The organism is Vagococcus fluvialis, assembly GCF_048815235.1.
Lineage (GTDB): Bacteria > Bacillota > Bacilli > Lactobacillales > Vagococcaceae > Vagococcus.
The window spans coordinates 176,199-201,782 of sequence record NZ_JBMEAO010000002.1 but is presented as its reverse complement, the minus strand read 5'-3'; the positions used below and the strand labels follow the sequence as shown (position 1 = coordinate 201,782).

General features: G+C 34.4%; 28 protein-coding genes, 1 pseudogene and 1 other annotated feature. Of the genes and pseudogenes, 8 read left to right on the top strand and 21 right to left on the bottom strand.

Annotated elements, in window-relative coordinates:
• Positions 1-30 precede the first annotated feature (30 nt).
• From ACODH8_RS02290 to ACODH8_RS02250, 9 genes are all read right to left on the bottom strand, one after another.
• Complete coding sequence (locus ACODH8_RS02290) at positions 31-552, bottom strand: hypothetical protein (RefSeq protein WP_420517481.1); 522 nt, start codon at positions 550-552, stop codon at positions 31-33.
• 86 nt (positions 553-638) lie between these two features.
• Positions 639-1,466 (bottom strand): ATP-binding protein, encoded by an 828-nt coding sequence (locus ACODH8_RS02285; protein ID WP_227258570.1) that lies wholly within the window; start codon positions 1,464-1,466, stop codon positions 639-641.
• 15 nt (positions 1,467-1,481) lie between these two features.
• Entirely contained in the window at positions 1,482-2,303 is an 822-nt protein-coding gene (locus ACODH8_RS02280) for a hypothetical protein (RefSeq protein WP_420517480.1), read from the bottom strand.
• A gap of 2 nt (positions 2,304-2,305) precedes the next feature.
• Positions 2,306-2,659, bottom strand: a complete 354-nt coding sequence (locus ACODH8_RS02275) for a hypothetical protein (protein WP_420517479.1) — start codon at positions 2,657-2,659, stop codon at positions 2,306-2,308.
• Between the two features lie 20 nt (positions 2,660-2,679).
• Positions 2,680-2,916: a hypothetical protein gene (locus tag ACODH8_RS02270; protein ID WP_227258574.1), complete on the bottom strand. Its 237-nt coding sequence runs from the start codon at positions 2,914-2,916 to the stop codon at positions 2,680-2,682.
• A 115-nt stretch (positions 2,917-3,031) separates the two neighbouring features.
• The gene (locus ACODH8_RS02265; RefSeq protein ID WP_420517478.1) at positions 3,032-3,280 is read right to left on the bottom strand and encodes a hypothetical protein; all 249 of its coding nucleotides are present in this window, start codon (positions 3,278-3,280) and stop codon (positions 3,032-3,034) included.
• Positions 3,273-3,458 carry a hypothetical protein gene (locus ACODH8_RS02260; RefSeq protein ID WP_420517477.1) on the bottom strand — a complete coding sequence of 62 codons (186 nt, stop codon included), beginning with the start codon at positions 3,456-3,458 and terminating at the stop codon, positions 3,273-3,275. Before ACODH8_RS02260 ends, ACODH8_RS02265 begins: the two co-directional genes overlap by 8 nt.
• A gap of 54 nt (positions 3,459-3,512) precedes the next feature.
• Positions 3,513-3,806: a hypothetical protein gene (locus ACODH8_RS02255; RefSeq protein ID WP_125943531.1), complete on the bottom strand. Its 294-nt coding sequence runs from the start codon at positions 3,804-3,806 to the stop codon at positions 3,513-3,515.
• Positions 3,807-4,019, bottom strand: a complete 213-nt coding sequence (locus ACODH8_RS02250) for a helix-turn-helix domain-containing protein (protein ID WP_420517476.1) — start codon at positions 4,017-4,019, stop codon at positions 3,807-3,809.
• A 134-nt stretch (positions 4,020-4,153) separates the two neighbouring features.
• On the opposite strand from ACODH8_RS02250, the gene ACODH8_RS02245 reads away from it, so the two are divergent.
• Positions 4,154-4,768 carry a helix-turn-helix domain-containing protein gene (locus tag ACODH8_RS02245; RefSeq protein WP_420517475.1) on the top strand — a complete coding sequence of 205 codons (615 nt, stop codon included), beginning with the start codon at positions 4,154-4,156 and terminating at the stop codon, positions 4,766-4,768.
• 61 nt (positions 4,769-4,829) lie between these two features.
• Positions 4,830-5,972 (top strand): tyrosine-type recombinase/integrase, encoded by a 1,143-nt coding sequence (locus tag ACODH8_RS02240; RefSeq protein WP_420517474.1) that lies wholly within the window; start codon positions 4,830-4,832, stop codon positions 5,970-5,972.
• 97 nt (positions 5,973-6,069) lie between these two features.
• On the opposite strand, the gene sufB is transcribed toward ACODH8_RS02240, so the two are convergent.
• From sufB to sufC, 5 genes are read right to left on the bottom strand one after another with little or no spacing between them, the layout of a single operon-like run.
• Positions 6,070-7,464, bottom strand: coding sequence for a Fe-S cluster assembly protein SufB (gene sufB / locus ACODH8_RS02235; protein WP_332465447.1), 1,395 nt, complete (start codon positions 7,462-7,464; stop codon positions 6,070-6,072).
• Positions 7,457-7,954, bottom strand: coding sequence for a Fe-S cluster assembly sulfur transfer protein SufU (gene sufU, locus ACODH8_RS02230; protein ID WP_332465448.1), 498 nt, complete (start codon positions 7,952-7,954; stop codon positions 7,457-7,459). The genes sufB and sufU overlap by 8 nt, the downstream gene beginning before the upstream one ends.
• Positions 7,941-9,173 (bottom strand): cysteine desulfurase, encoded by a 1,233-nt coding sequence (locus tag ACODH8_RS02225; RefSeq protein WP_332465449.1) that lies wholly within the window; start codon positions 9,171-9,173, stop codon positions 7,941-7,943. The genes sufU and ACODH8_RS02225 overlap by 14 nt, the downstream gene beginning before the upstream one ends.
• 2 nt (positions 9,174-9,175) lie before the next feature.
• The gene (gene sufD, locus ACODH8_RS02220; protein ID WP_332465450.1) at positions 9,176-10,465 is read right to left on the bottom strand and encodes a Fe-S cluster assembly protein SufD; all 1,290 of its coding nucleotides are present in this window, start codon (positions 10,463-10,465) and stop codon (positions 9,176-9,178) included.
• A gap of 19 nt (positions 10,466-10,484) precedes the next feature.
• Positions 10,485-11,255, bottom strand: coding sequence for a Fe-S cluster assembly ATPase SufC (sufC, locus tag ACODH8_RS02215; protein WP_332465451.1), 771 nt, complete (start codon positions 11,253-11,255; stop codon positions 10,485-10,487).
• A 193-nt stretch (positions 11,256-11,448) separates the two neighbouring features.
• Here sufC and ACODH8_RS02210 point away from each other — a divergent pair, with 193 nt between their 5' ends.
• The 4 genes from ACODH8_RS02210 to lrgB all read left to right on the top strand — a co-directional run bounded on the left by ACODH8_RS02210 (position 11,449) and on the right by lrgB (position 15,245).
• A complete protein-coding gene (locus tag ACODH8_RS02210) occupies positions 11,449-13,212 on the top strand; it encodes a sensor histidine kinase (RefSeq protein WP_332465452.1) in 1,764 nt (587 codons plus the stop codon).
• Positions 13,213-13,228: 16 nt separating this feature from the next.
• Positions 13,229-13,951: a LytR/AlgR family response regulator transcription factor gene (locus ACODH8_RS02205; protein WP_332465453.1), complete on the top strand. Its 723-nt coding sequence runs from the start codon at positions 13,229-13,231 to the stop codon at positions 13,949-13,951.
• A gap of 179 nt (positions 13,952-14,130) precedes the next feature.
• Positions 14,131-14,559: an antiholin-like murein hydrolase modulator LrgA gene (gene lrgA / locus ACODH8_RS02200; RefSeq protein ID WP_332465454.1), complete on the top strand. Its 429-nt coding sequence runs from the start codon at positions 14,131-14,133 to the stop codon at positions 14,557-14,559.
• Entirely contained in the window at positions 14,559-15,245 is a 687-nt protein-coding gene (lrgB, locus tag ACODH8_RS02195; protein ID WP_332465455.1) for an antiholin-like protein LrgB, read from the top strand. Before lrgA ends, lrgB begins: the two co-directional genes overlap by 1 nt.
• 61 nt (positions 15,246-15,306) lie before the next feature.
• Here the strand turns inward: lrgB and ACODH8_RS02190 are convergent, their stop codons facing one another.
• From ACODH8_RS02190 to ACODH8_RS02175, 4 genes and pseudogenes are all read right to left on the bottom strand, one after another.
• Positions 15,307-16,938, bottom strand: a complete 1,632-nt coding sequence (locus ACODH8_RS02190; protein WP_332465456.1) for an LPXTG cell wall anchor domain-containing protein — start codon at positions 16,936-16,938, stop codon at positions 15,307-15,309.
• A 129-nt stretch (positions 16,939-17,067) separates the two neighbouring features.
• The gene (locus ACODH8_RS02185) at positions 17,068-17,934 is read right to left on the bottom strand and encodes a MetQ/NlpA family ABC transporter substrate-binding protein (protein WP_332465598.1); all 867 of its coding nucleotides are present in this window, start codon (positions 17,932-17,934) and stop codon (positions 17,068-17,070) included.
• Positions 17,935-18,618: pseudogene (locus ACODH8_RS02180) on the bottom strand (methionine ABC transporter permease); the annotation flags it as partial.
• The gene (locus ACODH8_RS02175; protein WP_332465457.1) at positions 18,611-19,642 is read right to left on the bottom strand and encodes a methionine ABC transporter ATP-binding protein; all 1,032 of its coding nucleotides are present in this window, start codon (positions 19,640-19,642) and stop codon (positions 18,611-18,613) included. The pseudogene ACODH8_RS02180 and the gene ACODH8_RS02175, both read right to left, overlap by 8 nt.
• An 85-nt stretch (positions 19,643-19,727) precedes the next feature.
• Positions 19,728-19,980: a binding site (T-box leader), on the bottom strand.
• Positions 19,981-20,102: 122 nt separating this feature from the next.
• Here ACODH8_RS02175 and deoC point away from each other — a divergent pair.
• On the top strand, positions 20,103-20,768 hold the full coding sequence (deoC, locus tag ACODH8_RS02170) for a deoxyribose-phosphate aldolase (RefSeq protein WP_332465458.1): 666 nt from the start codon (positions 20,103-20,105) through the stop codon (positions 20,766-20,768).
• A gap of 51 nt (positions 20,769-20,819) precedes the next feature.
• On the opposite strand, the gene ACODH8_RS02165 is transcribed toward deoC, so the two are convergent.
• From ACODH8_RS02165 to abc-f, 3 genes are all read right to left on the bottom strand, one after another.
• Entirely contained in the window at positions 20,820-21,089 is a 270-nt protein-coding gene (locus ACODH8_RS02165; protein ID WP_332465459.1) for a metal-sensitive transcriptional regulator, read from the bottom strand.
• 36 nt (positions 21,090-21,125) lie between these two features.
• Positions 21,126-22,763, bottom strand: a complete 1,638-nt coding sequence (locus ACODH8_RS02160) for an FAD-dependent oxidoreductase (protein WP_420517473.1) — start codon at positions 22,761-22,763, stop codon at positions 21,126-21,128.
• A gap of 125 nt (positions 22,764-22,888) precedes the next feature.
• The gene (gene abc-f / locus ACODH8_RS02155) at positions 22,889-24,436 is read right to left on the bottom strand and encodes a ribosomal protection-like ABC-F family protein (RefSeq protein WP_332465461.1); all 1,548 of its coding nucleotides are present in this window, start codon (positions 24,434-24,436) and stop codon (positions 22,889-22,891) included.
• 327 nt (positions 24,437-24,763) lie between these two features.
• Here abc-f and ACODH8_RS02150 point away from each other — a divergent pair, with 327 nt between their 5' ends.
• On the top strand, positions 24,764-25,579 hold the full coding sequence (locus ACODH8_RS02150) for an NUDIX hydrolase (protein WP_332465462.1): 816 nt from the start codon (positions 24,764-24,766) through the stop codon (positions 25,577-25,579).
• The last annotated feature ends 5 nt before the right edge of the window (positions 25,580-25,584 follow it).

The following is a 25,584-nucleotide window of genomic DNA, read 5'->3' as shown; positions in this document are numbered from 1 at the left end:
CTACTTAATCTATTTTCTTGGCCACAATTATTAATAATCTCCATCAGCAATGTCATTCATCAAATCATCTAACTCAACTTGTAACATCGGACGACTTTCATCGTTAAACTTAATACCGTTTATTCTGCAATATTGCTTTATCGTATTTGGCGATTTATCTAGCTTCTCGCCTATTTCATTCACTGTGAATCCTAATTCAGCAAGATAGCCCAATTGTTCCCTGTATCGCTTCAATTTGATTTGTGACTTAGTTTTAACAGTTAGATTTAATGTTTTAAGCAGCTGCTTCACATCATTATCAAAGAGATCTAGCTCAAAAGCTATTTCTCGTACTGATAGCCCTTGTTCTACGAAAAGTACCATCTCTTTTGCGTATTTTATAGCCATTTCGGTTTGATATTCGGATAAATCTAAAGATAATTCAGTTAATGACTGATAGGTTCTGTTATATGAGAACATAACAGAATTAAATGATTTAGCTTCTTTTATTAATTTATCAAAACTATTCGTAATTGATTTAACTCGCTTATCAATAGTATCTAGTTCTTTCATCTCTGACCTCCTCATTTCTTCCATGTACTAATTTATAAAGTTATTCGACTTATTCATCATGAATTTTTTCAAGTTCTTAAATCGGCTTATTTTAGTTTATAAGCATACTCTCTTTTATCAGTGATTCCATTAAAGTCCATTTTAAGCATATTGCTCTTTATCCTAGAGATGATACGCTCATCTAAGATAAGACTTAATTCATCTAGTGATAGATTACTAGTGAATAATGTTGTCTTGCTCTCCCTAGCATTTAAAATGCTATACAGAATACGAGAGCTAAAATCGGATGCTTGTTTATTCGTATTCATTGATAGTTCTCCGCCTATGTCGTCTAGCCCCAAAACATCAGCACTAGCCAATAACTCAATGTAATCACCCTCACTCATTGAATCACTATAATTATTGTCATAAGATTTTCTTATCAACTCATATAATCTAGGAACTGAAACGAATAAGCATTTTTTAGAATCATTCAACTCGTTGATGTTTTTAAGCATTCCTATCATAAGATGGGTTTTTCCAACTCCTGGAGAACCAACCATAAATACATTTCGATTATTTTCTAACACTTCCTTAACAACTTTTCGAGTATCATTTTTAACTCTACTCTCGTTACCATCTTTATTGATAAAATCCCTAATACCTTTATCAAGAAGTTTTTTATTATGCATGATGCTATGACGGTATAAGAACTTACGTCTACCTTCTGCAGTAGCATCAAACTGTTTTTCCGTTTCTTTTTGCTCAAATTTATTGTTCTTTCTTTCTGCTAAACAAGCAGGACAAACTATTTCCCCATTAAAATGCCACAACTTATATTTTTCATGCCCTTTTTTATCGCATGGTTCATCTAGCTCAATAAATCCTGTTCGCTCAATTTGGCTCTCAGGTATCTTTATACTTCCTAACTGCATTTTATTTCTCCTTTCTTAAAAAGGTAAATCTAATAAATCATCATCACTAACTGTAAATTGACCAGCACCAGCGTATTCCTCAGCCCATTCGGGAGGGACTTCCTCAGCTTTACTAGCTTGATATTGTCTTTTGTTAGTCATAGTTATAAATTCATCTAAATAGCAACGTTGATTGAAGAACGTACTTCCATTTTTTACATACTGCATTTCAGTTCGTTGTATTTCAATCTGCTTTTTATAATCCTCAATACCTTGTATTATCTGTTCATCCGTCACGCCATCTTTTAATGCTTTCTGATATGCTTTGAAAGAATTATCTTTTCCTTGTTTCTTTGGATAGAGTTTCCAAATAGATTCAAAAGAATTTTTAACATTCTCTTTGTCATCGTTTTTTTGTGACATTTGATCTATATTATTATTATCCTTACCTAGCCTATCCTTACCTAACCTAACCTGGGTTTCCATTTGGTTGTCATTTGGTATACCAGAGGACATACCAACATCATAAATCTTGTTCTCGTTAGTAATTAATTGCTGTTTCTCTTCGCTATAAACGGTTGCTTTATATCTGTCAACTCTAATATAATTATGTATTTTCCAATGTTTGATAACGACTATTCCACTTTCAAAAGGAATAATAAAATTCTTTGTTATAAGTATTTTTAAATCATCATCTCCACAACCAACAGTTCTTAATATTCTTTTTGGATTATTAATAAATCCATCATCATCCGCTCTCATTGAGAGATGGAAGTATAATAATTGTGTAGTTAATGGCATATCTAAAAATAAATCACTATCTATAATGGTCTTAGCAAACATTCTTCTTTCAGCCATCTCTACACCTCCAACTCACTTTGTCTAGTAGTCACTACTGCAGACTTCCAATTAATCAAATCAGCATTTTCTACTCGGTCAACACGTATCATCATTTCTTTAATCTGAGACTTAACCGCCCTGGTGCCTAACCTTAATTCTTCTTGATTGGTCGGTATATAAACACCACTTTGATTATTGCCACGGAACGCACAAATAGGCACTCCGTAGCTGATTAATCTGTTTATAATCTCTTGAATCGATCTCACATCTAAATCAATGAGAGATGCTATTTCTTTTAAATTTCTTCTGTTGTCCATTCCTTGTGGTACTAAATTAAGAACAGAACTTTCAAGAACACTTAACACTCTAGCCATAAATCATGGACCTCTTTTCTTTATTTATTTCTTTTTTCATCAATAAGTTTTAACTCATACTTGTCCAAGTTATCGCCATGAGCTTCTGCCATTAATTGAATACCATAAATTAAACCATGCAAGGCACTCACATCTTGCATCAGTACATTTTCTTTAGAGATGTGATCACTGACAAAAGCAGCTAACCCCTCTAATGCACCAGTTAACATGTTTTTTTCTAGTAATAATTGATTTAAGTTAATTTCTTCGTTGTTCAAATGAATATCCTCGTTTCTCAAATTTGGTTTTTGTGATAAACTTGAGACTAAGAAAGCTTGTGGAAGTTATTCTTAGTCTCGTCCTTTGGAGTACGCCAATACTTCAAGGGACTTTTTACTTTTCATCGCTTAAAATTTCCTGTGCTTCATCGATATACTTTTCGATTGCTATTGCTACTAAACCTTTGGCACGTTCTAAGGCACTCTCAGTTGTCCTTTTTGAACCTGTATCATCGGTTATGGTAACGGAGCACCTATTCCCCTCTTCTAGGTTTAAAACATTAATCAGGGTTTCCCTAGCTTCATCCAGTAGATTCTTTACTGTTTCATTCTTACCACCTTTAAACTCAACAATTTTACTCATTAATCATCCTCCTACTTCTTATATTTTTCCTTGTATAACTTGCTTCTTCATAAGCCATGAAGAAAATTAAAAACAATGGTATGCCTAAAATTGCTAATAATTGGCTGTTAAAAGCTCCCAAGCTCATTCCTAATATAAAGACACCTAATAACGCTCCAAATCGTCTAACCTTACACACTTTCATCTCTCCTTTGATGTTTTAACAACTTACCATCTCACACGTCCAAATGTTTTATTTTTGATAGTTGTTAATGATCCATTTTAAGCAACTCGGAATGTGGTACATCGGCTTGTTATCCAGTAATACAACTGGCAAGCCCTTTTCTTGTAACCCTTTCAAGTAGTTAACACTCATGTTTAAACGTTTTGCTGCTTCCTTCTGATTAAGTAAATCAACATTTAACTTACTATCTTGCCTAGCTTCTTCGATTGCTAATTGAATAGTTGCATAAGCTCTTTCATACACTTCCTTCTCAAATTGTTGAAAGAACATTTCAAACGCTGATTGTGTTTCTATTTGTTGCATTTAATCACCTTCTTTCTTAGGCTCATACTCAATCAACTCACTTAACGGAATTTGTAAGTAATCACAAATTTTAATTAGTGTAGAAATCCTAAAATCATAAGTTCTTTGATAATACACATTTGCTAAAGTTGTTGTACTTATACCTGTCCCATTTGATACGTCAGAAATTTTTAGTAATTTTTCTCCCAAAATAGTAGATAGATTATTTTTCAAATTAAACCACTCCTTGTATTTTTACAACTATCTATTGATAAATACAACTATACACTTATATTATTATTTTTTCAAGTATAGTTGTAAAAATATTAGTTAGTTGGTAAAATTATAACTATATAGGAGGTTTTAACATGATTAAAAATAATTTATCTATACTTCTTTCAGAAAGAAGCATGAGTAACACTACTCTTTCAGAGCGAACAGGGATTTCTAAAAATACCATTTCGTCAATAAGTCAAAACGATATCAAAATGATTCAATTAGAGACCATTAATAAAATATGTCAGGCTTTAAATGTTACTCCAAATGAGTTTTTCATGTATTTACCTTTTGACTACCGAATCGAAACTTATTTTGACATTGAAGATTACAACTCTACAGATAACTTCACCAAAGACGGCGTTGATTTTAGAATAATTCAAACACTCGGAACTACTATCGAAACTTATGCTTATTATGTATATTTTAGACAAATACCTTTAGATACAGATTGGTATGATGATAGATATGATTTATTCGTACAAGCAAGTAGTACCCAATATGGACTACATGAAAAACTTCAAGAAAAATTCTTAGACCAATTGAATATTACTTTTAAATCAGATTTCACAAATTATCTTGAGAAAGAACTAGCCAATTGTATAAAATACTTAGTTAAGAAAGAAGAATTTGATTTCGGAAAAAAAGAGCTGTTAGTAAAAATAGACATGGAATTTTTTAACGGTGACATAACAGTTAAATTGTAATATTTATACACAATCCCCTTACATCTCACACGTCCAAGAGAATACAGGAGGATGAACAACCATGGCACAATTTAAACAATACGAACTAAAGAACGGATCTAAGAAATGGCTTTTTAAAACCTATCTAGGAATTGATGAGGTTACAGGAAAGCAATTAACTACTACTAGGCGTGGATTTGATACGCTGAAAGAGGCAAAACTAGAAGAAAAAAGATTACAACATGAGGTTATTGAGAATGGATTTAATCGTAAAAAGGTGATTACATTTCAAGAATTGTATGATACCTGGTTAGAACAATATCGCTTATCGGTTAAGCCATCTAGTGTGGCCATAGCTCAAAGATATGCTAAAAATCAAATATTACCAGTATTCGCTAAGATTAAACTAGACAAGTTGACTGTTTCTTTCTGTCAAAAAATCGTTAATGGCTGGCACAAAGAATATAAACAATATTCATATCTGAGAAAACAAACATCTCAAATATTAAAGTATGGTGTATCTATTGAGGTTATAAAGGATAATCCAATGGCTAAGACTACCCTTCCACGTAAAAAAGAAGAGGATAAGAAGATCAATTTTTATTCAAAGGAGGAACTCAATGAGTTTTTAGACTTCACACAAAGTATAGCAAACTATAAGATTTTTACTTTCTTTAGAATTTTAGGCTATACAGGGATGAGGAAAAGCGAGGTTTTAAGCCTTCAATGGAAAGACGTAGATTTTGATAACCAAACTCTTAATATTGGTAAAACGTTGGCTATTGATGAGTTCAACAAGGTGATTATCCAAGAACCTAAAACGACTGCATCAGTCAGACAAATTTATATTGATCAAGAAACAATAAATATTCTTAAGAGATGGAGAACTGCACAAAGGCAATATTATTTTGCTAGAGGTATTAATATTAGAGATGATAAACAATTCATGTTTACAGATACTAAGAACCGTTTGTACTATCCTCAAATAGCAAATGACTGGTTAAAATGGCTTTATCGTAAAAACAAAGATTTAAAAGTTATCACACCTCATGGATTTAGGCACACACATTGTAGTTTACTTTTTGAAAGTGGTGTGAACATCCAAGAAGTCCAAGAACGACTAGGACACAAAGATATAAAAACCACAATGAACATTTATACCCACGTAACAGAAAAGGCAATTAAAAAGACTGGCGATGTCTTTGCCAAATTTATGGAAAATTGACCCCGTCAAGGTCAAAATCAAGGTCACTCTTGATTTAACACAAAACAAAAAGGCTAGAAACGTCTATACAACAAAGTTTCTAGCCTATCTATAAATATTAACCCACTGACCCTTCCATCTCATAAGCAATTAGTCTATTCAACTCAACTGCATATTCCATTGGAAGTTCTTTGGTAAATGGTTCTACAAATCCCATAACAATCATCTCTGTGGCTTGCTCTTCACTTAGGCCACGACTCATTAGGTAGTATAGTTGTTCTTCTGAGATTTTTGATACTTTCGCTTCGTGTTCAAGTGCTACATGGCTATTGTGAATTTCGTTAAATGGAATTGTATCACTTTTCGATAATTCATCCATAATAATTGTATCACACTCAATGTGGGAAATTGATCCCGCACTGTTTTTAGCAAATGTTACTTGTCCACGGTAGTTCACTTCACCACCATCTTTAGCGATTGATTTTGAAACAATCGAGCTTGATGTGTTTGGTGCGTTGTGAATCATTTTTGCTCCTGTGTCTTGGATTTGGTTTGCTCCAGCAAACGCTACTGATAGCATTGTTCCACGAGCTCCTTCTCCGTCTAGGTAGACACTTGGGTATTTCATTGTTGTTTTGGCACCTAAGTTACCATCAATCCATTCAACTGTTGCGCCAGCTTCTGCTTTAGCACGTTTTGTTACTAAGTTATAAACGTTGTCTGACCAGTTTTGAATGGTTGTGTAACGACAGTAAGCATCTTTTAGTGTAAAGATTTCAACAATCGCCGCATGTAAGCTGTTTGTTGAATAAGTTGGTGCTGTACAGCCTTCTACGTAGTGAATGCTTGCGCCTTCGTCAACAACGATTAAAGTACGTTCAAATTGTCCTGTATTTTCTGCGTTAATACGGAAGTAGGTTTGTAATGGCACATCTACTCGTACCCCTTTTGGTACATAGATAAATGTTCCACCTGACCATACAGCTGAGTTTAAAGCAGCCAGTTTGTTATCTGTTGGTGGGACTAATTTTGAGAAATATTGTTTGAATATTTCTGGGTACTCTTTTAGAGCTGTGTCTGTATCTGTAAATACGATTCCCAGTTTTGAGAATTCCTCTTTCATGTTGTGGTAAACCACTTCTGATTCATACTGAGCAGAAGCTCCTGCTAAGTATTTTCTTTCTGCTTCTGGAATCCCGATTCGCTCAAAGGTTTCTTTGATTTTATCTGGTACATCATCCCAGTCGCGGGCTGGTTTATCACTTGGTTGTTGATAGTATTTAATCTTATCAAAATCCATATCTGATAAATCAGGTCCCCATGTTTGCATTGGCATTTTATTGAATGCTTCTAATGATTTTAAGCGGAAGTCTAACATCCACTCTGGCTCTTCTTTTCTCGCAGAGATAGCGCGAACCACGTCTTCTGTTAGTCCTTCTCCAGTACTGAAGACTGGCTTAACATCGTCATGGAAACCAAATTTGTATTCTTCTAGCTGTGGTACTTCACTCATTCTTTGCTCCACTCCTTACTCTTTGCGTCTTATGTAATTGTCCTTCGACAGTTGTTTGATTTTCTTCGAATATACCGCGTTCTAGTGCTTTCCAAGCTAAAGTCGCACATTTGATGCGAGCTGGGAATTTAGCAACGCCTGATAGCATTCTTGCGTCTCCTAAGGGTTTAGGATTAGGGACTTCTTCACCTTGAACAAGTTCTAAGAAACTAGCCACAATCGCTAAGGCTTCTTTTTCTGTTTTACCTTTGATAGCAACTGTCATCATACTAGCACTTGCCATGCTAATTGAGCAGCCATGACCATCAAATTTCACGTCTTCAATAACCCCATCTTTAACAAGAAGTTGTAATTGAATCACATCGCCACAGGTTGGATTGTTTAACTCAATTTGGCTTGTTGCTGAGTCGATTAATCCCTTGTTGTGAGGGTGATTAGTATGGTCCAGAATCACTTGTCTGTATAGATTTTCTAATTTAGATAAAGCCATCTGTGAAAAACTCCTTTGTTGCAAGAATTGCTTCGACTAAACGATCAGCATCTTCTTTCGTATTGTAAAAATAAAAACTTGCACGAGCCGTTGATTGAACCCCTAAATAGTTTAGTAGTGGTTGCACACAGTGGTGACCAGCACGCACTGCCACGCCTTCCATATCAAGTGCTGTCGAGGCATCATGAGGATGGACAGCATCAATATTAAAAGCAATCACGCCTGTATGTTTTTTAGGGTCTTGTGGACCGTAAATAGTTAAGCCTTCGATTGCTTGAAGTTTTGGCAACACGTAAGCGACTAACTCTTCTTCATGTTGGTGGATGTTCTCCATACCAATTTCAGTCAAGTAATCTATGGCACTACCTAAAGCAATAGCTCCAGCAATGTTTGGTGTTCCTGCTTCAAATTTCCAAGGCAACTCAGTCCACGTACTATGATCATGATAAACAAAATCAATCATTTCTCCCCCAAACTCGATTGGGTCCATTTTTTCTAGTAACTCTTGTTTACCATAAAGAACACCAATTCCAGTTGGTCCACACATTTTATGACCACTAAAGGCATAAAAGTCAGCATCTAAATCCACCACATCAACTGCCATATGAGGCACAGATTGCGCCCCATCAACAACAAAAACGGCTCCTACTTCATGAGTCAGCTTGACCAACTCTTTAATAGGATTAATCACACCTAATACATTTGAGACATGAGCAATTGACACAATTTTTGTTTTGTCGTTAAGTTTTGATTTAAAGTCTTCTACATCAAGTTCGCCTTCATCCGTTAAGTCTACATAAACAAGCTTAGCTTTTTGACGCTTAGCTAATTCTTGCCATGTCACAATGTTGGAATGATGCTCCATTTGAGAGATTAGAATTTCATCTCCCGCAGACACGTTAGCGTCCCCGTAGCTTCGAGACAACCAATTAATAGCTGTTGTCGTTCCACGAGTAAACAAAACTTCTTTTGTGCTTTTAGCATGAATGAACTGTCTAACTTTCTCGCGAGCTCCTTCATAGCTAGAAGTGGCTCTTTCAGCTAACGTATGAACGCCGCGGTGAACATTAGCATTATCATGTTCATAAAAATGAACCAATGACTCAATCACTTGCTTTGGCTTTTGACTTGTCGCTGCATTATCCAAATAAACTAAGGGTTCATCGTTAACTTCTTGAAATAGAATAGGGAAATCATTTTTGATTTTGTTATCAAGCATTGTTAATCAACCAGCTTTCTATCAATCACTTCTACTAATTCATCTCTAACAGCTTTCACAGGGATAGCTGTAATAACTGAACCTAAGAATCCTCTTGTTACTAAGCGTTCTGCTTCTTTTTGAGGTAATCCGCGGCTCATTAAATAATATAATTCATCAGGATCTAAACGACCTGCACTTGCAGCATGTCCTGCTGTTACTTCAAATTCATCAATTAATAGTATTGGGTTCGCATCCCCACGAGCTTTGTCAGATAACATTAAGACACGACTTTCTTGTTGTGCATCTGCGCCTTTAGCTCCTTTAAGAATGTGACCAATACCGTTAAATGTTAAAGTACCGCGTTCACGAATAACACCGTGTTGTAAAATGTTTCCTACTGAATGAGGAGCCATGTTAGTCACACGTGTATCAATCCCTTGAACTTGACGTCCTGAAGAAATCGCTACAACTTTTACTTCAGAGTGAGAGCCTTGACCAGCTAAATCTGAATCAAAATCTGCTACTACATCACCATCATTTAAAATTCCTAATGCCCAATCAACACTAGCGTCACGCATAATATGAGCACGACGGTTCATATAAGTACTAACGTTTTCACCTAAACGGTCAATAGCTGCAAATTTAACTTTTGCTCCAGCTTTTGCAATTACTTCTACAACAAAGTTAGCTGACACTTTTTCAGTGCCTTCGCCTTCTGTTAAAAGTCTTTCTAAGTAAGTCACTTCACTGTTTTCATCGGCAACGATTAGCACATGTTTAATCCAAGCACTATTATCAGCCATTGTTTGGAAGAATAATGATTCAAAGGCTTCTTTGACAACCACATTTTTAGGAACATATAAGAATACTCCTCCATTTAAAAAGGCTGTATGGAAAGCAGTCATTTTATCTTCATCCATAGGCACTGCTTTTGTCATAAAGAATTCTTTTACTAATTCGCTATGCTCTCTCATTGCTGTAAAGATATCTGTAAAAATAACACCTTGCTCTGATAATTCAACTGGCATTTGCTCGTAAAGAGTTGTTGTACGCCCTTGAATAATCATTGGGTTGTCTTCCATTTCGTCAAAGCTTGGTAATACAGGATTACCTAATACTTCTTCATTAAGACTTCCCACGTTCATTAATGGCCAGCGGTGGATTTTAACACGTTCGATTTTTGGTAAATCTAACTCGTCACACTTTTCTAAAGCAGCAAGACGCATGTCTAACATCCATTGTGGTTCTTCCTGACTAGCTGAAAATAATGTGATATCGTCAAGATAATCTTTTAAGTTTAAGTTTTTCATTTATCTTGTCTCTCCTTCATTATTTTTCTTCAACGTAATTAATACCTAATTCGTCACTAATACCTTTGTAACCTTCTGCTTCTAAGCGTTTAGCTAAGTCAGCGCCACCAGTCATTACAACGCGGCCTTCCATCATGATATGAACGATATCTGGTACGATGTAGTTTAATAAACGTTGGTAGTGAGTAATGATTAATGAACCAAATCCTTCTCCGCGCATTTCGTTGATTCCTTTTGAAACAACTTGTAATGCATCAATATCAAGACCTGAGTCAATCTCATCTAAAATAGCAAATGTTGGTTCTAACATTAATAATTGTAAAATTTCGTTACGTTTTTTCTCTCCACCAGAGAAACCTTCGTTTAAATAGCGCTCAGCCATTTCTTCAGGCATATCTAAAAGAGCCATTTTCTCATCTAATTTGTCTAAGAAATCCATTACTGAAATTTTATCGTCTTCATCACGTTTTGAGTTGATTGCTGCACGCATAAATTCAGCATTAGTAATTCCAGGAATTTCACTTGGATATTGAACCGCTAAAAATAGACCAGCACGAGCACGCTCGTCAACTTCCATCTCTAACACATTTTCACCATCTAAAAGAATTTCTCCCTCAGTTACTTCGTAGTTAGGGTTTCCCATGATTGCTGCTGAAAGTGTTGATTTACCAGTACCATTTGGCCCCATGATTGCGTGGATTTCTCCCGTTTTCATCGTTAGGTTAACACCTTTTAAAATTTCTTTGTCTTCAATAGACACATGTAAGTTTTTTATTTCTAAAACGGACATCTTTTTCCCTCCATTTGTTTAATTAAAAATTAAGATACACTTATCATTCTAGCTTAATTGAGAATGAACTTCAATTAGTTTGAGTGGTTAAATTAAAATCATTATAAATAACCTAGACTTCAGAAATTCAGTTCAATTATGTTACACTGTATTTGTTTCTTCACCTATTTTATCACTAAAAAGGAGTCTTTTTATGATTGATTTGTTTATTTTAATGATGGAAAGAGTAGGTCTCATTATTTTGTTAGCTTTTCTACTTGTAAATGTTTCTTACTTTAAGAAAATTTTACTAACACGAAAAGCAACTGGACCTGCCATTCAATTAATTATTATTTTTGGTTTATTTGCTATTATTTCAAATTTTACTGGTATTGAGATTGTTGATAACCATATTGAACCCAGTAGTATTTTATTTAACCTTCACGACAATGTTTCTATTGCTAATACTAGAACGCTTGTCATCGGAGTATCTGGACTAGTTGTTGGACCGACTGTTGGTGGCGCTGTTGGGTTAATTGCTGGTTTTCACCGTTTCCTTCAAGGTAGCTCTCTGAGTTTCTTTTATGTTCCCTCTTCACTTCTAGTTGGAATTTTAGCTGGTTATTTAGGAAATCGTTTTGCTAAAGATAAACAATTTCCAACGCCGATTCAAGCAGCTTTAATTGGTGCCTTAATGGAAACCATTCAGATGACTTTCGTTATGTTATTTAGTGGAGGCACCATCACGGAAGGCTTTGATTTAGTAAAATTTATTGCCTTACCGATGATTTTATTAAATAGTATTGGAACGTTTATCTTCTTCTCGATTCTCACAACCACTCTTCAACAAGAAGAACAAGCTAAAGCCGTTCAAACTCATGATGTGTTAGAATTAGCTGCTAAAACGTTACCTTATTTTAGAGAAGGTTTAAATGAAGTTTCCAGTCAACAAGTCGCTAAAATTATTAAGCATTATACTAAAGTTAGCGCGATTAGCATTACAGATACACATCAAATTTTAGCTCATGTCGGGGTTGGTGATGACCATCATATTCCTGAACTTGAAGTAATTACAGAATTATCACGAGATGTCTTAAAAAGTGGTGACATTTCAATTGTTCACAATAAAGAAGCCATTGGATGTACTCATCCAAACTGTCCCTTAGAAGCCGCTATTGTGATTCCTTTGATTGTTCATGAGCGTATCATTGGGACATTGAAAATGTATTTTACTGACGCCTCGCAATTAACCCATGTGGAAGAGCAGTTAGCAGAAGGATTGGGCTCGATTTTTTCTTCTCAAATTGAGTTAGGTGAAATTGAAATTCAGTCAAAACTTCTAAAAGAAGCTGAAATCAAATCTTTGCAATCTCAAGTCAATCCACATTTTTTCTTTAATGCCATGAATACTATCTCAGCAATGATTAGAAAAGATGCTAACCAAGCTAGAACTCTTCTATTACAACTAAGTACGTACTTTCGAGGAAACTTGCAAGGAGCTAGGCAGACTTTGATTCCTTTAAAACAAGAATTAGCTCAAGTGGATGCCTACCTTTCGTTAGAGCAAGCTCGATTTCCAAATCGATACAACATTCAGTTTGACATTACAGAAAAAGCTTTAGATTATTTAGTACCACCTTATGCCATTCAAATTCTAATTGAGAATACAATTAAACACGCTTTTGGCTCCAGAAAAGACAATAATCATGTGACAGTAACAGTTTCTTTAGTTGATAACTTACTTCAAATTCAAGTAACTGATAATGGCTTTGGGATTACTGAAGAACGGCTTGTCCTCCTTGGTAAAGTGGTTGTCCCCTCTGAAAAAGGTACAGGGACGGCTCTTGAAAACTTAGCTAAACGGTTAAAAAACCTGTTTGGTGAAAAAGGAACTTTTTCTGCTTCCAACAATACGGATACAGGTGCTTCATTTATTTTGACCATGCCGTTAACTACTCAACATACTAACCATTCTTAGAAAGGAAGTTCTTACCATGCACCTATTAATTGTTGATGATGAACCACTAGCTAGAGAGGAACTTGCTTATCTTGTCTCACTCCATAAAAGTGTTTCTAGTACTGCAGAAGCTGAATCTGTTGAAGAAGCCATGGAGAAAATCATGGATCACAAACCAGACATTATTTTTTTAGATATCCATCTGACAGATGAAAGTGGTTTTGATTTAGCTAACAAACTAATGAAATTAAAACAACCACCGTATTTAATATTTGCGACAGCTTATGATGATTATGCCATTAAAGCTTTTAAAGTAAATGCTAAAGATTATATTTTGAAACCTTTTGATGAAAAAGCTATTCATGAAGCTCTAAATAAAGCCGTCCTTCAGATTGAACAAAAAGCGACACATTTAGTAACAGAAAAAGAGCCTGACGTGATACCTATTAGTTGTGATGACCGCATCTTTTTGATTCATCCTAAAGATATTTATTTAGTTTCAATTGATGATAAACTTTTAAGCGTTCATACAAAGGATAATGTCTATCAAACCTCAGGAAGTTTAGCTAAAATTGAACAAAAATTACCTGAATCACTTTTCTTTAAAACTCACAGAAGTTATATTTCAAACACAAGTAAAATTCAGGAAATCCAACCATGGTTTAATCATACCTTACAAATTATTTTAGATAACGGTTTAAAGGTCCCTGTCAGTAGATCTTATGTTAAAGAGTTTAAGGCCGTTTTTGGCATTCATTAGTTTATTAAATAAACAAGAAGAACATTCCTCGATTATCAAGGGATGTTCTTTTTTTGGTTTTTAAGTCCCGTTTATGACATTATACGCTTACATTTTTGCATTTGACGGAAAAAAACGCTATTTCCCTCGATTGTCCATATAATTAAGGTATCAATTAAATCAGCGAAGGAGTTATCATCATGAAAACCACAACAACCTCTTTACTCAAACAAATTTTTATTTTTTCAGCTATTATGCTTATCTCAAATGGCATTGCCTATATTAGTCCAGTACCAATGCCAGCTTCAGTGATTGGGTTAATTATTCTATTTGTTTCCTTATCAACAAATCTTATCAAACTTGAACAAGTTGAAACATTAGGAAGTTATCTAACTAGTATTATTGCTTTTTTATTCGTTCCATCAGGTATTTCACTAATCAATTCTTTGGATATTTTAAAAGTCTATGGTTGGGAAATCATGACAGTGATTTTTGTCGCGACTTTTATTATTTTAGCTGCAACTGGTTGGTCCGCAACTCAGCTATTAAACCTTAAAGAAAAAGCTAACCAAAAAGAACCAGCTGTCAAATATGCTAAACCAGCAGCTCTTAAGGAGGTACAAAACTAATGACTCCCTATGTAGGAATTGTTCTTTCATTTGTTGTCTTTGGAATTGGTACTTTTTTATTCAAAAAGACAAATCAATTCTTTTTATTCACCCCTTTATTTGTTTCTATGATTTTAGGTGTGATTCTCCTTAAAGTTCTTGGCATTAGTTACGAAAGCTATAATAAAGGTGGCAGTGTTATCAGTTTCTTTTTAGAGCCTGCTACAATTGCTTTTGCTATCCCTCTGTATAAAAAAAGAGACATGTTAAAAACTTATTGGGTTGAAATTCTTTCTGCGATTGCTATTGGTTCAGCTGCTTCTGTTTTAAGTATGGTAACTGTTGGGAAATTGATTCAAATGCACCCACAATTACTATTATCTCTACTACCGCAAGCTGCTACCACAGCCATTGCTGTGCCTCTTTCAACGTCTATGAATGGGTTAGCCTCACTAACAGCATTTGCTGTTATATTTAACGCTGTTGTCATTTATGCATTAGGTGAAAAAGCATTAAAATTCTTCCATATCCATAATCCAATCGCAAAAGGCTTAGCTCTTGGTGCTGCTGGACATTCTTTAGGTGTTTCAGTTGGGATGGAACTTGGTGAGATTGAAGCGGCGATGGCTAGTATTTCAATGATTTTAGTTGGTATCATCACAGTTATCGTTGTGCCAATTAGTGCCAATCTACTTCATTTAGTTTAAGATGATAAAAAACGACTGATGTTCTTAAAGAACTCAGTCGTTTTTGCTTATTATTTAATGTTTAACGTTTACTTCTAAACAATAGACTACTTCCTAAAATTGAAAGTCCACCGATTAAGCTAATTGCCCAACTACGATTTTCTCCAGTTTGCGGTAAGATTCTTTTTTCTTCTACTGGTACATAATTTTTAGCAGATTTTCCTCCGCTGTTGTTATTATTGTTATTTCCAGAAGGTGAAGTGAACTTGATTGGGAAAACTGGTTGAACATCTTTATGCGTGAATTCAACATCTTTACGGGTTAAATGAGCATTTTCACTTTTCTTCAAGAACACTGTCGCAATTTCTTCTAAACTTTCTGGTGCAATCTCGAAGGTTGGTGCTAACTCAACTGAACCAGCTTGCATTCCAATAAAACTTCCATCTGATTTAAAATTAATCACTGGATTAGTCACTTCTTTAAATTTCCCTTTCACTTGAATACCATGAAGTGGATTAACCGTTAATTTACCACCTGTTTCACCCACTTGGAAACTTTGTTTGTTTAAAGAAAAACTAGGTGTTACATCAATGCTTAGTTTCTCTGCTTTAGGTTCTTCTTTTTTATTAACTTGAATAGCTATTGGATCGTTTTGATTTTTTTCAACAATGGTAATGTCTTCTAATTTCAAATCATCTCGACCAGAATCTTTTATATACTGCTCTTTCACTACTTTTTTTGAGTCTTCTGAAAGCATTAATTCCGGTTGAATATCAATTTTACCTTCTTTTTTGGCTACTACTCGACCATCTTTATCCATACTGACATTAGCATTATCAATTGTTTTATATTCTCCTGATAAGTTAACGCCATTTAATGGCTTGATTGATATTTGAGCTGATTCTCCAACTTTTATTGTTGAGGTATTGATAGTATAAGCTTTAACCACTTCTAGAGTTACTTTTTCTCCTGGTACTTCTTTTTCTTTAACCTCAATAGTTAAACTACTTGTTTTATTGCCATCAACAATTGTAATATCATCTAAGGTCAATTCTTCTTTAGCATTTTTAATGTAATCTTCTTTAAGATTTTTTTCTGTCTCTTCTGAAAGAATAAACTCAAAATCTAATTTTTCTTTGCCAGCTTTTAAGTTCTTGAAACTACTGTCTTTAGCTAATTCAAAGTAAGGTGTTTTAACTGGCTTAAATTCACCTTTCATTTCTATCTTATTAACAGGTTTTCTTGTAATGTGTCCCGTTTCTCCAACTAAATAAGAAGCTTTATCTAATTCATAGTCACTTTTCACTTCATAAAAAACTTGTCTTTTATCTTTAACTTCTACAGCTACTTCTGGAAAAGCCATTTTTGATGAAGCATTTTTTGTATTAGCCTCTTCTTTAATCACGTAATAAGGTGTAAAAGTAAATTTACCTGATTTTAAACCAACATAGGTCCCATCAGCTTTTAGTTCAATTCCTTCATTTTTAAACGGAACAAATTCAAGCTCTTTACCTTTTAATTCTTTTTCTTCTACCTTAAGTTTTCCTTCTCCGCCAATATTAATCATTTCTTTTGTTACTAAATTAGTTTGATTTTTTTCAACTTGTTCAATGGCAGCTGATTCTTGTGTTTGACTTTCTTCAGCCAAAGCAAGAGCGCCATTAAAAGAAACAAGTGCTGAGCCTAAAATAAGGCCAAATACTATTTTCTTCATGCCCTTACCCCTTTCTTTTATACCCTCACTTCTATTATACCACACTTTTAACATACGTTTAATAAACTTCTCAATTACAAAGAAAAGCACCTTAAAAAGTCGTTAAACTCTTTAAGGTGCTTAATTTTTTTAATCAACAATTGAAATGGTACCGTTCCATTTTTCAGCAACAAACTTTTTAATTTCTTCTGAACGAAGCACTTCTATCAATGCTTTTATTTTATCGCTATCTTTATCTTCAGTACGCGTTGCAATAACATTAGCATAAGGTGAATTACCTTTTTCCACGAAAACACCATCTTTTTCTGGGTTTAAACCTACGTTTTCAGCAAAGTTGGCATTAATCGCAATAAGATCTGCTTCATTATTTTGATAAGCTGTTGTTAAAATTTCTGGTGCTACATCATATTTGAATTTTAGATTTCTAGGATTTTCTTCAATGTCATCAAAAGTAGCTTTCGAGAGCTCGACACCATCTTTCACTTTGACTAGCCCTGCATCTTGTAAAATTGTAATCACTCGTCCCCAATCAGATTGAGAATTACTTACTAATACAGTTGCTCCTTCTTTAACATCTTCTACATTATCAACTGTCTTAGAATAAAAAGCCATTTTTTCTAAATGAATTGAACCTGCATTAGCAAAATCATACCCTTTATCTAAAATTTCTTTTTCTAGGTAAGGAATATGTTGGAAGTAATTAGCATCAATTTCTTTTTCAGCTAAAGCTGTATTAGGTAAAACAAAATCTTGAAAGACTTGAATTTTCAATTCATACCCTTTTTCAGCTAATAAAGGTTTAGCTTGCTCTAAAATTTCAGCATGTGGTGTCGGAGAAGCTCCAACCACAATTACTTTATCATCTGTTGAGGCAACTGATTGTTTTTCTTCTGTTTGATGATTATTAAAGAAAACAAACAACCCTGCTGTAACAGCTACAATCACACCAAAACCAATAACTAGCTGTTTCTTACCACTGCCTTTACTTCCTGTAATACGTTTATCAACTAACTGAACTAATACGTCCCCTAACCACTGCACTGAGAAAACAAACAATAGAATCAGCAAAGTAGCTAACATGATAATTGAATAATCATTTCCCATAAATCCTGCTTGGTAGGCTAAAGTTCCTAAACCACCTGCACCAACAGCTCCAGCCATTGCTGTAAAACCAATCATTGTGATCGTTGTAACTGTAATACCTGAAATTAATGCTGGTAAACTTTCTGGAATCAACACTTTCCAAATAATTTGGAATCGGCTTGCTCCCATAGCATCACTTGCTTCAAGAACGCCTTTATCCACTTCCCGAAAAGCAATATCAACCAGTCTGCCGTAGAATGGGGCTGCTGATAAGACTAAAGCAGGAATTGCCGCACTTGGTCCTAACATCGTTCCTAATAATGCTTTGACTAAAGGAAATAGTAAAATCATTAATATAATAAATGGAATCGAACGAAAGGTATTACTAATCAATGAGATAACACCATAACCAAAACGGCTTGCTTTTTTATCACTTTTACCAAAATAAAATAATAACAATCCAATACCTAATCCTAAAATGATAACAAAAAACATTGATATAAAAGTCATATAAAGAGTTTCCTTTGTTGCTACTAAAAAGCTATCTGCTTTAACATGACTAAAATCAAAATAAGTTTCAATAAAACTTTTATCCATGTTGAATCACCTCAATCCCCACACTATTATCACGGAAAAAGTCTAAGGTATCATTCAAGACTTCTTTTTCACCTGTAATTTGAACTAACATGTTTCCAAATGAAGTTTGATTACTATTTTTAATATTGGCTTGCAGAACGTTCACATCAATATTAAGCTCACGAACTGCTTTGGAAATAATAGCTTCATTCGCTTTCTTTCCTTCAAATAATAATCGAACAATTAACCCTTCTGGATAAGCTTCTAATAAATACTCAATCGCTTCATCATTTTCTTCTCTATCAATTAAAGCATCTTGCTTCACAAAACGCTCCGTTACTTTGTGTTTTGGTTGCTTAAATAGTGACAGCACTTCACCGTCTTCCACAACTTTCCCTTGCTCCATAACAGCTACTTTGTGGCAAATTTTTCGAATAACGTTCATCTCATGAGTGATTAAAACAATTGTTAACCCTAACTTTTTATTAATGTCCAGCAATAAATCTAGTACTTCATTTGTTGTTTGAGGGTCTAAAGCACTCGTTGCCTCATCACATAATAAGATTTCTGGTTCATTTGCTAGTGCTCTAGCAATTCCCACACGTTGTTTTTGACCGCCTGAAAGTTCACTTGGATACGCATGTTCTCTCCCCTTTAAGCCTACTAGTTCAATTAATTCTTGTGCTCTTTCCAAACGTTTTGCTTTTGGTACATTACTTAATTCAAGAGGTAACATAATATTGTCTAAAACCGTTCTTGACCAAAGGAGATTAAAATGTTGGAAAATCATCCCGATTTTCTTTCTAAAATCTCTTAATTCTTTCCCTTTTAATTGGTTAATCTTTTGCCCGTTAATAACCACTTCACCTGTCGTTGGTGTTTCTAAATTATTTAGCAAACGAATTAAAGAACTTTTTCCTGCCCCAGAATAACCAATAATGCCATAAATTTCGCCTGTTTCAATGGTTAAATTAACATGATCCACTGCAGTTACTTCTTTTTCTTTTGTCACATATTTTTTAGTCACATTATTTATTGTAATCATACTCTTTCCTCCTTAACTTATCTCTTACACTTCAGATGAAAACAAAAAAAGCTTCCCTCCTTTATTTACTTTTACAACAAAGTAAATAAAGGACGAAAGCATTTATCGTGTTACCACCTTTATTTGCCATCACTTCGCAATGATGACCTCACCCAGTACGCAAGAAAACTCTTTGAATACTGTTGTCCGATAACGGGAACTCCCGAAAAAAGTTTACTTCAATAGCTCACTTTTTTAAGCTCAAAGGCCATTTTCTGTTTTGCTCCAGCTCCCCTTTCACACTATCCGAGGTCTCTTTAAACTTTCCTAAAACGTACTTTCCTTATCAATGCTAGTTGATATTAATAAAGTGTATCTTAGCAAACAAATCAATTATTGTCAATAACACAATTAATTTCTCAGAAAATATGCCAAATATGGTAAAATGAAGAAGTAAATAACTAAATAAAGGAGACTTAAAATGAATTTAGCTAAATATGTAGACCATACTCTTTTAAAACAAGACGCAACAAAAGAACAAATAAAAGTATTATGTGAGGAAGCTACTGAGCATGTTTTTGCTTCTGTTTGTGTTAATCCTTACTGGGTAAATTACGCAAGTCAGTTACTAAACGATTCAGAGGTTAAGGTGTGTACTGTTATCGGATTTCCTTTAGGAGCTTCTACTTCTGCTACTAAATTTTTCGAAGCTAAAAATGCTATTGATAACGGCGCAACTGAAATTGATATGGTCATTAATGTGGGTGAGTTAAAAGCAACACATTATGATGACGTTCAAGCTGATATTGCTGCAGTTGTTAAAGCAAGTCATCCTAAAGCGATTGTTAAAGTAATCATTGAAACATGTCTTTTAACAAAAGAAGAAATCGTTAAAGCCTGTGAATTGTCAGTTGCTGCTGGTGCTGATTTTGTTAAAACATCAACTGGATTTTCAACAGGTGGCGCAACTGTTGAAGACGTGAAATTGATGAAAGAAACAGTTGGTGATAAAGCCTTAGTTAAAGCTTCTGGTGGTGTTCGTTCTCTAGAAGACGCTCAAAACATGATTGCTGCTGGTGCAGACCGTTTAGGAACAAGTTCTGGTATTGCTTTAGTTAGTGATAAAGGTGAATTTTCTGGGTATTAATCCAAATTAAGTAAAAGAACAGATTGCCTGAATCGACAATCTGTTCTTTTATTATTTTTTTACAACAAGAGCAATAGCTTCTTGTATTTTTTCTGTTTTTTCATCTTCACTAATATCTTCCATTGCTAAACACTCTTTTAAATTTTCAGCAACAATCACACCAATCGCGCGATCAATACTAGATCTGATGGCTGATAATTGAGTCACTACTTCGCGACAACTTTTATCTTCATCAAGCATCTTTAAAACACCACGAATTTGTCCTTCGCTTCGTTTTAGCCGATTCTCTATTTTTTTCTTAGTAACGTCTGATTCAGTCATAGACTTCCCTCCTAAATCAATGGTATTTTGTCTATTCTACCTGTTTACAGCCTCATAAAGCAAATATGAACCATCTAAATTTTTAACTTTAAAGCCATGTTGCTCTAACATACGTGCAGCGATATAACTTCTTTGACCACTATGACAGCTTAAAATCAATTCTTTGTCTTTTGGTAATTGTTCCATATTATCTCTTAACTCATTTAATGGGAAGTTAACAAATCCTGGAATTGTTCCACGATTAAACTCAGCTTCAGTTCGCACATCTACTAATAACGCACCAGATTCACGTGCTTCATCTAATTCATGTAATTGAATATTTCTTGCCACGCCTTCCATAATATTTAAAGCTGCATACCCTGCCATGTTAACGACATCTTTTGCAGAACCAAATGGTGGCGCATAAGTTAATTCTAACTCTGGTAAATCTTCAACCGTTAATTGTCCTTTAATAGCTGTTGCTAAAATATCAATACGTTTGTCAACGCCATCTTTTCCAACTCCTTGAGCTCCGTAAATCTCCCCTGTTGTTGGATTAAATAGTAATTTTAAGAAGACCATAGAAGCATTTGGATAATATCCCGCATGATTTTTTCCATCAATATGAACGATTGAGAACTCATAACCTAAATCAATTAGTTGTTTTTCAGTTAAACCTGTTGAAGCAATCGATTGATTAAAAACACGGACAATGGCTGTTCCGATGCTTCCTTTATTTTTACGATTCATTCCAGCAATCACATCAGCTACTTGACGACCTTGGCGATTAGCAGGTGAAGCTAAAGCAATCATCGCATCTTCGTTAGTAATTTGATTAGTAACAATAATCGCGTCACCTACGGCATAAATATCTTTAATAGATGTTTGATAGTTCTCATCCACTAAAATACCGCCACGCATACCTAATTTGACACCTGCTGATTTAGCTAATTCATTTTCAGGACGAACCCCAACTGAAAGAATGACCATATCAGTTTCAATGGTTTCTCCTGTATTTAATACAAGTGTACGGCCTTCGTTTTGAAGTTCTACCACACCTTTTTCAGTATGAACTGTTAAGCCGTTATCAACTAATTCGTTATGAATGAAAGCTGCCATTTCATCATCGACTGTTGGCAGAACATGACTGGCAAACTCAACAATCGTCACTTCTAACCCTTTTTTAGCTAAGTTTTCAGCCATCTCTAATCCAATAAATCCGGCACCAACAACTACCGCTTTTTTAGGTTGAGTTGTTTCGATACTTTCCATAATACGGTCAACATCAGGCACATTTCTTAAAGTAAACACATTCTTTGCTTCTTCTAATCCTGTTAATGGCGGAACAAATGGTTTTGCTCCTGGTGATAAAATTAACTCATCATAACTTAACTCATAAATTTCTTCATTCGTTTTAACCACAACAGTTTTGTTATTCGTATTAATATCAGTTGCTTCTGAAAACGGACGAACATCTAAATTAAATCTTGCTTTTAATGATTCTGGTGTTTGAACTAATAATTGACTTCTGTCAATAATTTCTCCCGATACATAGTAGGGTAACCCACAGTTAGCAAAAGAAACGTATGGCCCTTTTTCAAGAATAACAATTTCTCTGTTCTCATCTAATCTTCTTAATCTAGTTGCGGCTGACATTCCTCCAGCTACTCCACCTACAATGACTGTTCTCTTCATATTTGTACCTTCCTTTATTTTAAAAATTAACTTTAAAAGTTTTGATTACACTATTAATATACCCCCTACCCTATAAAAAGAAAAGGGAATTGCTCAAAAAAAGAGAATAACCTTAAGTTATTCTCTTACAAGTCTCTTAATTTTAGGCCGATTTCTTGAAGTTCCTCTTCTAAAGCCAGTTTTTTCTTCTCATCTGATTCAAAAGTTAACTCAGATAAAATCATTGTTTTTCTCATATCAAGAAGCATTTTATTTTCTTTTTGTGTATCACGTTTTTTGGGCTTATCTTTTTGATTAGGATTAATCACCTTTTTATTTTTCAACTCTAACACGTCCTGAGCCACTTGCTTCACAAAATAAGGGTCATGACTGACAAAAATAATAGTTCCTTGATACGCTCGTAATGATTCTTCCAACACTTCTAATGATTCAATATCTAAATGGTTGGTTGGTTCATCTAAAATCAGCACATTACTCTCACCTAAAATAAGTTTAGCAATCGCTACTTTAGTTCGCTCGCCACCACTTAAAACAGCAACTTTCTTATCTACTGATTGACCTCTAAATAGTAAATGAGCTAATAAATCACGCGCCACTTGCGGCTCATGAATAGAGGTTGCTTGTACGTTTTCTAAAATACTTTTTTCTTCTTTTAATTGATTAAAGGATTGGCTGAAGTATGCAAATTTTGCTTTTTGACTAATCGAAATAGCTATATTTTGATTTAAAATAGCTTTTAATAAAGTTGTTTTCCCTACACCGTTGGCTCCAATAATAGCCGTTCTTCGTCCTGTTTTTATCTTAAAATCAGTATTATCAAGCAATTGCTTAGACCCAGCCTCTAAACTAAATCCTTCACTTTCTATCACATGTTTTTTGTGAATTTGTTGTCCTTCTGAAAAAGGAATAACTAAGTCTTTTTTCTTCCAAGGTTTATCTACTTTTTCTAAGCGTTCTAATCGGGTATCGATTGTTTGAGCTTGCCTAGAAATGGTTCCTTGCGCAAGAGTTCCTTTTCCTCTTGTATGAAGTCTCGCTTCAGAGTTCCCCATTCTTTTCGGCGCTTTTCTAATACCAGCACTTTTATTATGTAACTCATTCACTGAAGAAATCAAACGGTCTTTTTCTTTCACATAAGCATCGTATTTACGAGCATGCTCTTTTTCTTCAATCTCTTTTTGAGCTAAATAATTATCATAGTTACCTGGATATAAGGTCACTGTCCCGTCTTCTATCTCAATAATATCCTCACACATTTGATTTAAAAAATCACGGTCATGAGACACCATTAATACAGTTCCGTAAAAACGATTCAATTCTTTAATGAGATATTCGCGTCCCGCAGAGTCTAGGTGATTAGTTGGCTCATCTGCTAATAAAATACTAGCCCCTTGATGAATGCTTTGCCTAATTTTTTCTTTTGTTTGCTCACCACCACTTTTTTGACTATCCACTGCGATAAATTGGTCAATCACAGTAATATCCCCTTGATAATCAATTCGCCCTTCATCTAATTCTAACTGCCCTTCAATTAATTTTAGCAACGTTGTTTTTCCACTACCATTTTTTCCGACGATTCCTATTCGACTTTGAGCAGGAATCGTTAGATCTGGTATATCTAATAACAAACGCTCACCAATATAATATTTTACTTTTTGAAATTTTAACAGCATAAAAAAACATCCTCTCGCTTACGAATGGATGTTGTCTACAAATATACTTAAAATAACCCCACGAAATAAAGATACATTTATCCCTTGGTTCAACGTTAGTATAGGTAATTTTAGACACACTCATCCACTTGTAATTTTTAATTTGATTAAAAAATTAGTTAGCGAATGTAGTCCACATAGTCTTAAATACCTATCCCTTTCTTTAAATTAATTTAATCGTATCAAAGTTCTTCTCATCTTTCAACCATTAACTCTTGATTCGTATTGTTTTTTTGTTAAAATAAGAATGTTGAACATATGCACTGCATGAAGAAAGGATGTACATAAATGTCTTCATTTACATCAAGAACTGAAGAACGTCATTATTTTGAAACTCAAGTTTCTGAAAGTGAATTTTTAGAATGGTACAAAAAACAACATTTCCCTACTCAAGATATGCCATCTGTGACGGTGGATATGGTGTTATTTTGTTATAATAAAGAAAATGATGATTTTAAAGTTCTTTTAATCAAAAGAAAAACTCACCCCTTCCAAAACTCTTGGGCCTTGCCTGGTGGTTTTGTTCGTAATGGGGAAGCAACTTCAGATAGTTGTATTAGAGAAACAAAAGAAGAAACAAACGTCTCAATTACAAGAGATCACATTGAGCAACTTCATACGTTTAGTACACCAGGACGTGACCCTCGTGGGTGGGTTATTACTGTAAGTTATCTTGCTTTTATTGGTGAAGAGCCTTTAACTGCTGGTGATCAAGCTGCTGATGCTTCTTGGTTCTCTGTAGAAAGAAAAGACAATCTTCTCTACTTAACTAGTGAAGAAGACCAAGCCAAAATTATTTTAGATTTAAAAACCAATGAATCTTTAGGAAAAGAAAGCTTAGCCTTTGACCACTCTCGTATTATCATTAAGGCTTTTAACCGTGTTTGTAATAAAATGTATCACGAGCCTCAAGTCTTGCGTGTTTTGGGAGAAGAGTTTACAATTACAGAAGCAAGGAAAGTTTATGCTAAATTTTTAGGCGTTAATTACCGAGAGATTGACCATTCTAACTTTAAAAAAGCAATGTTACCTTACTTTAAAGAAATTGGTGAAAAACCAATGGGTGTTGGTCGACCTTCTAAAATTTACGAACTGCATTTTTAAACTAA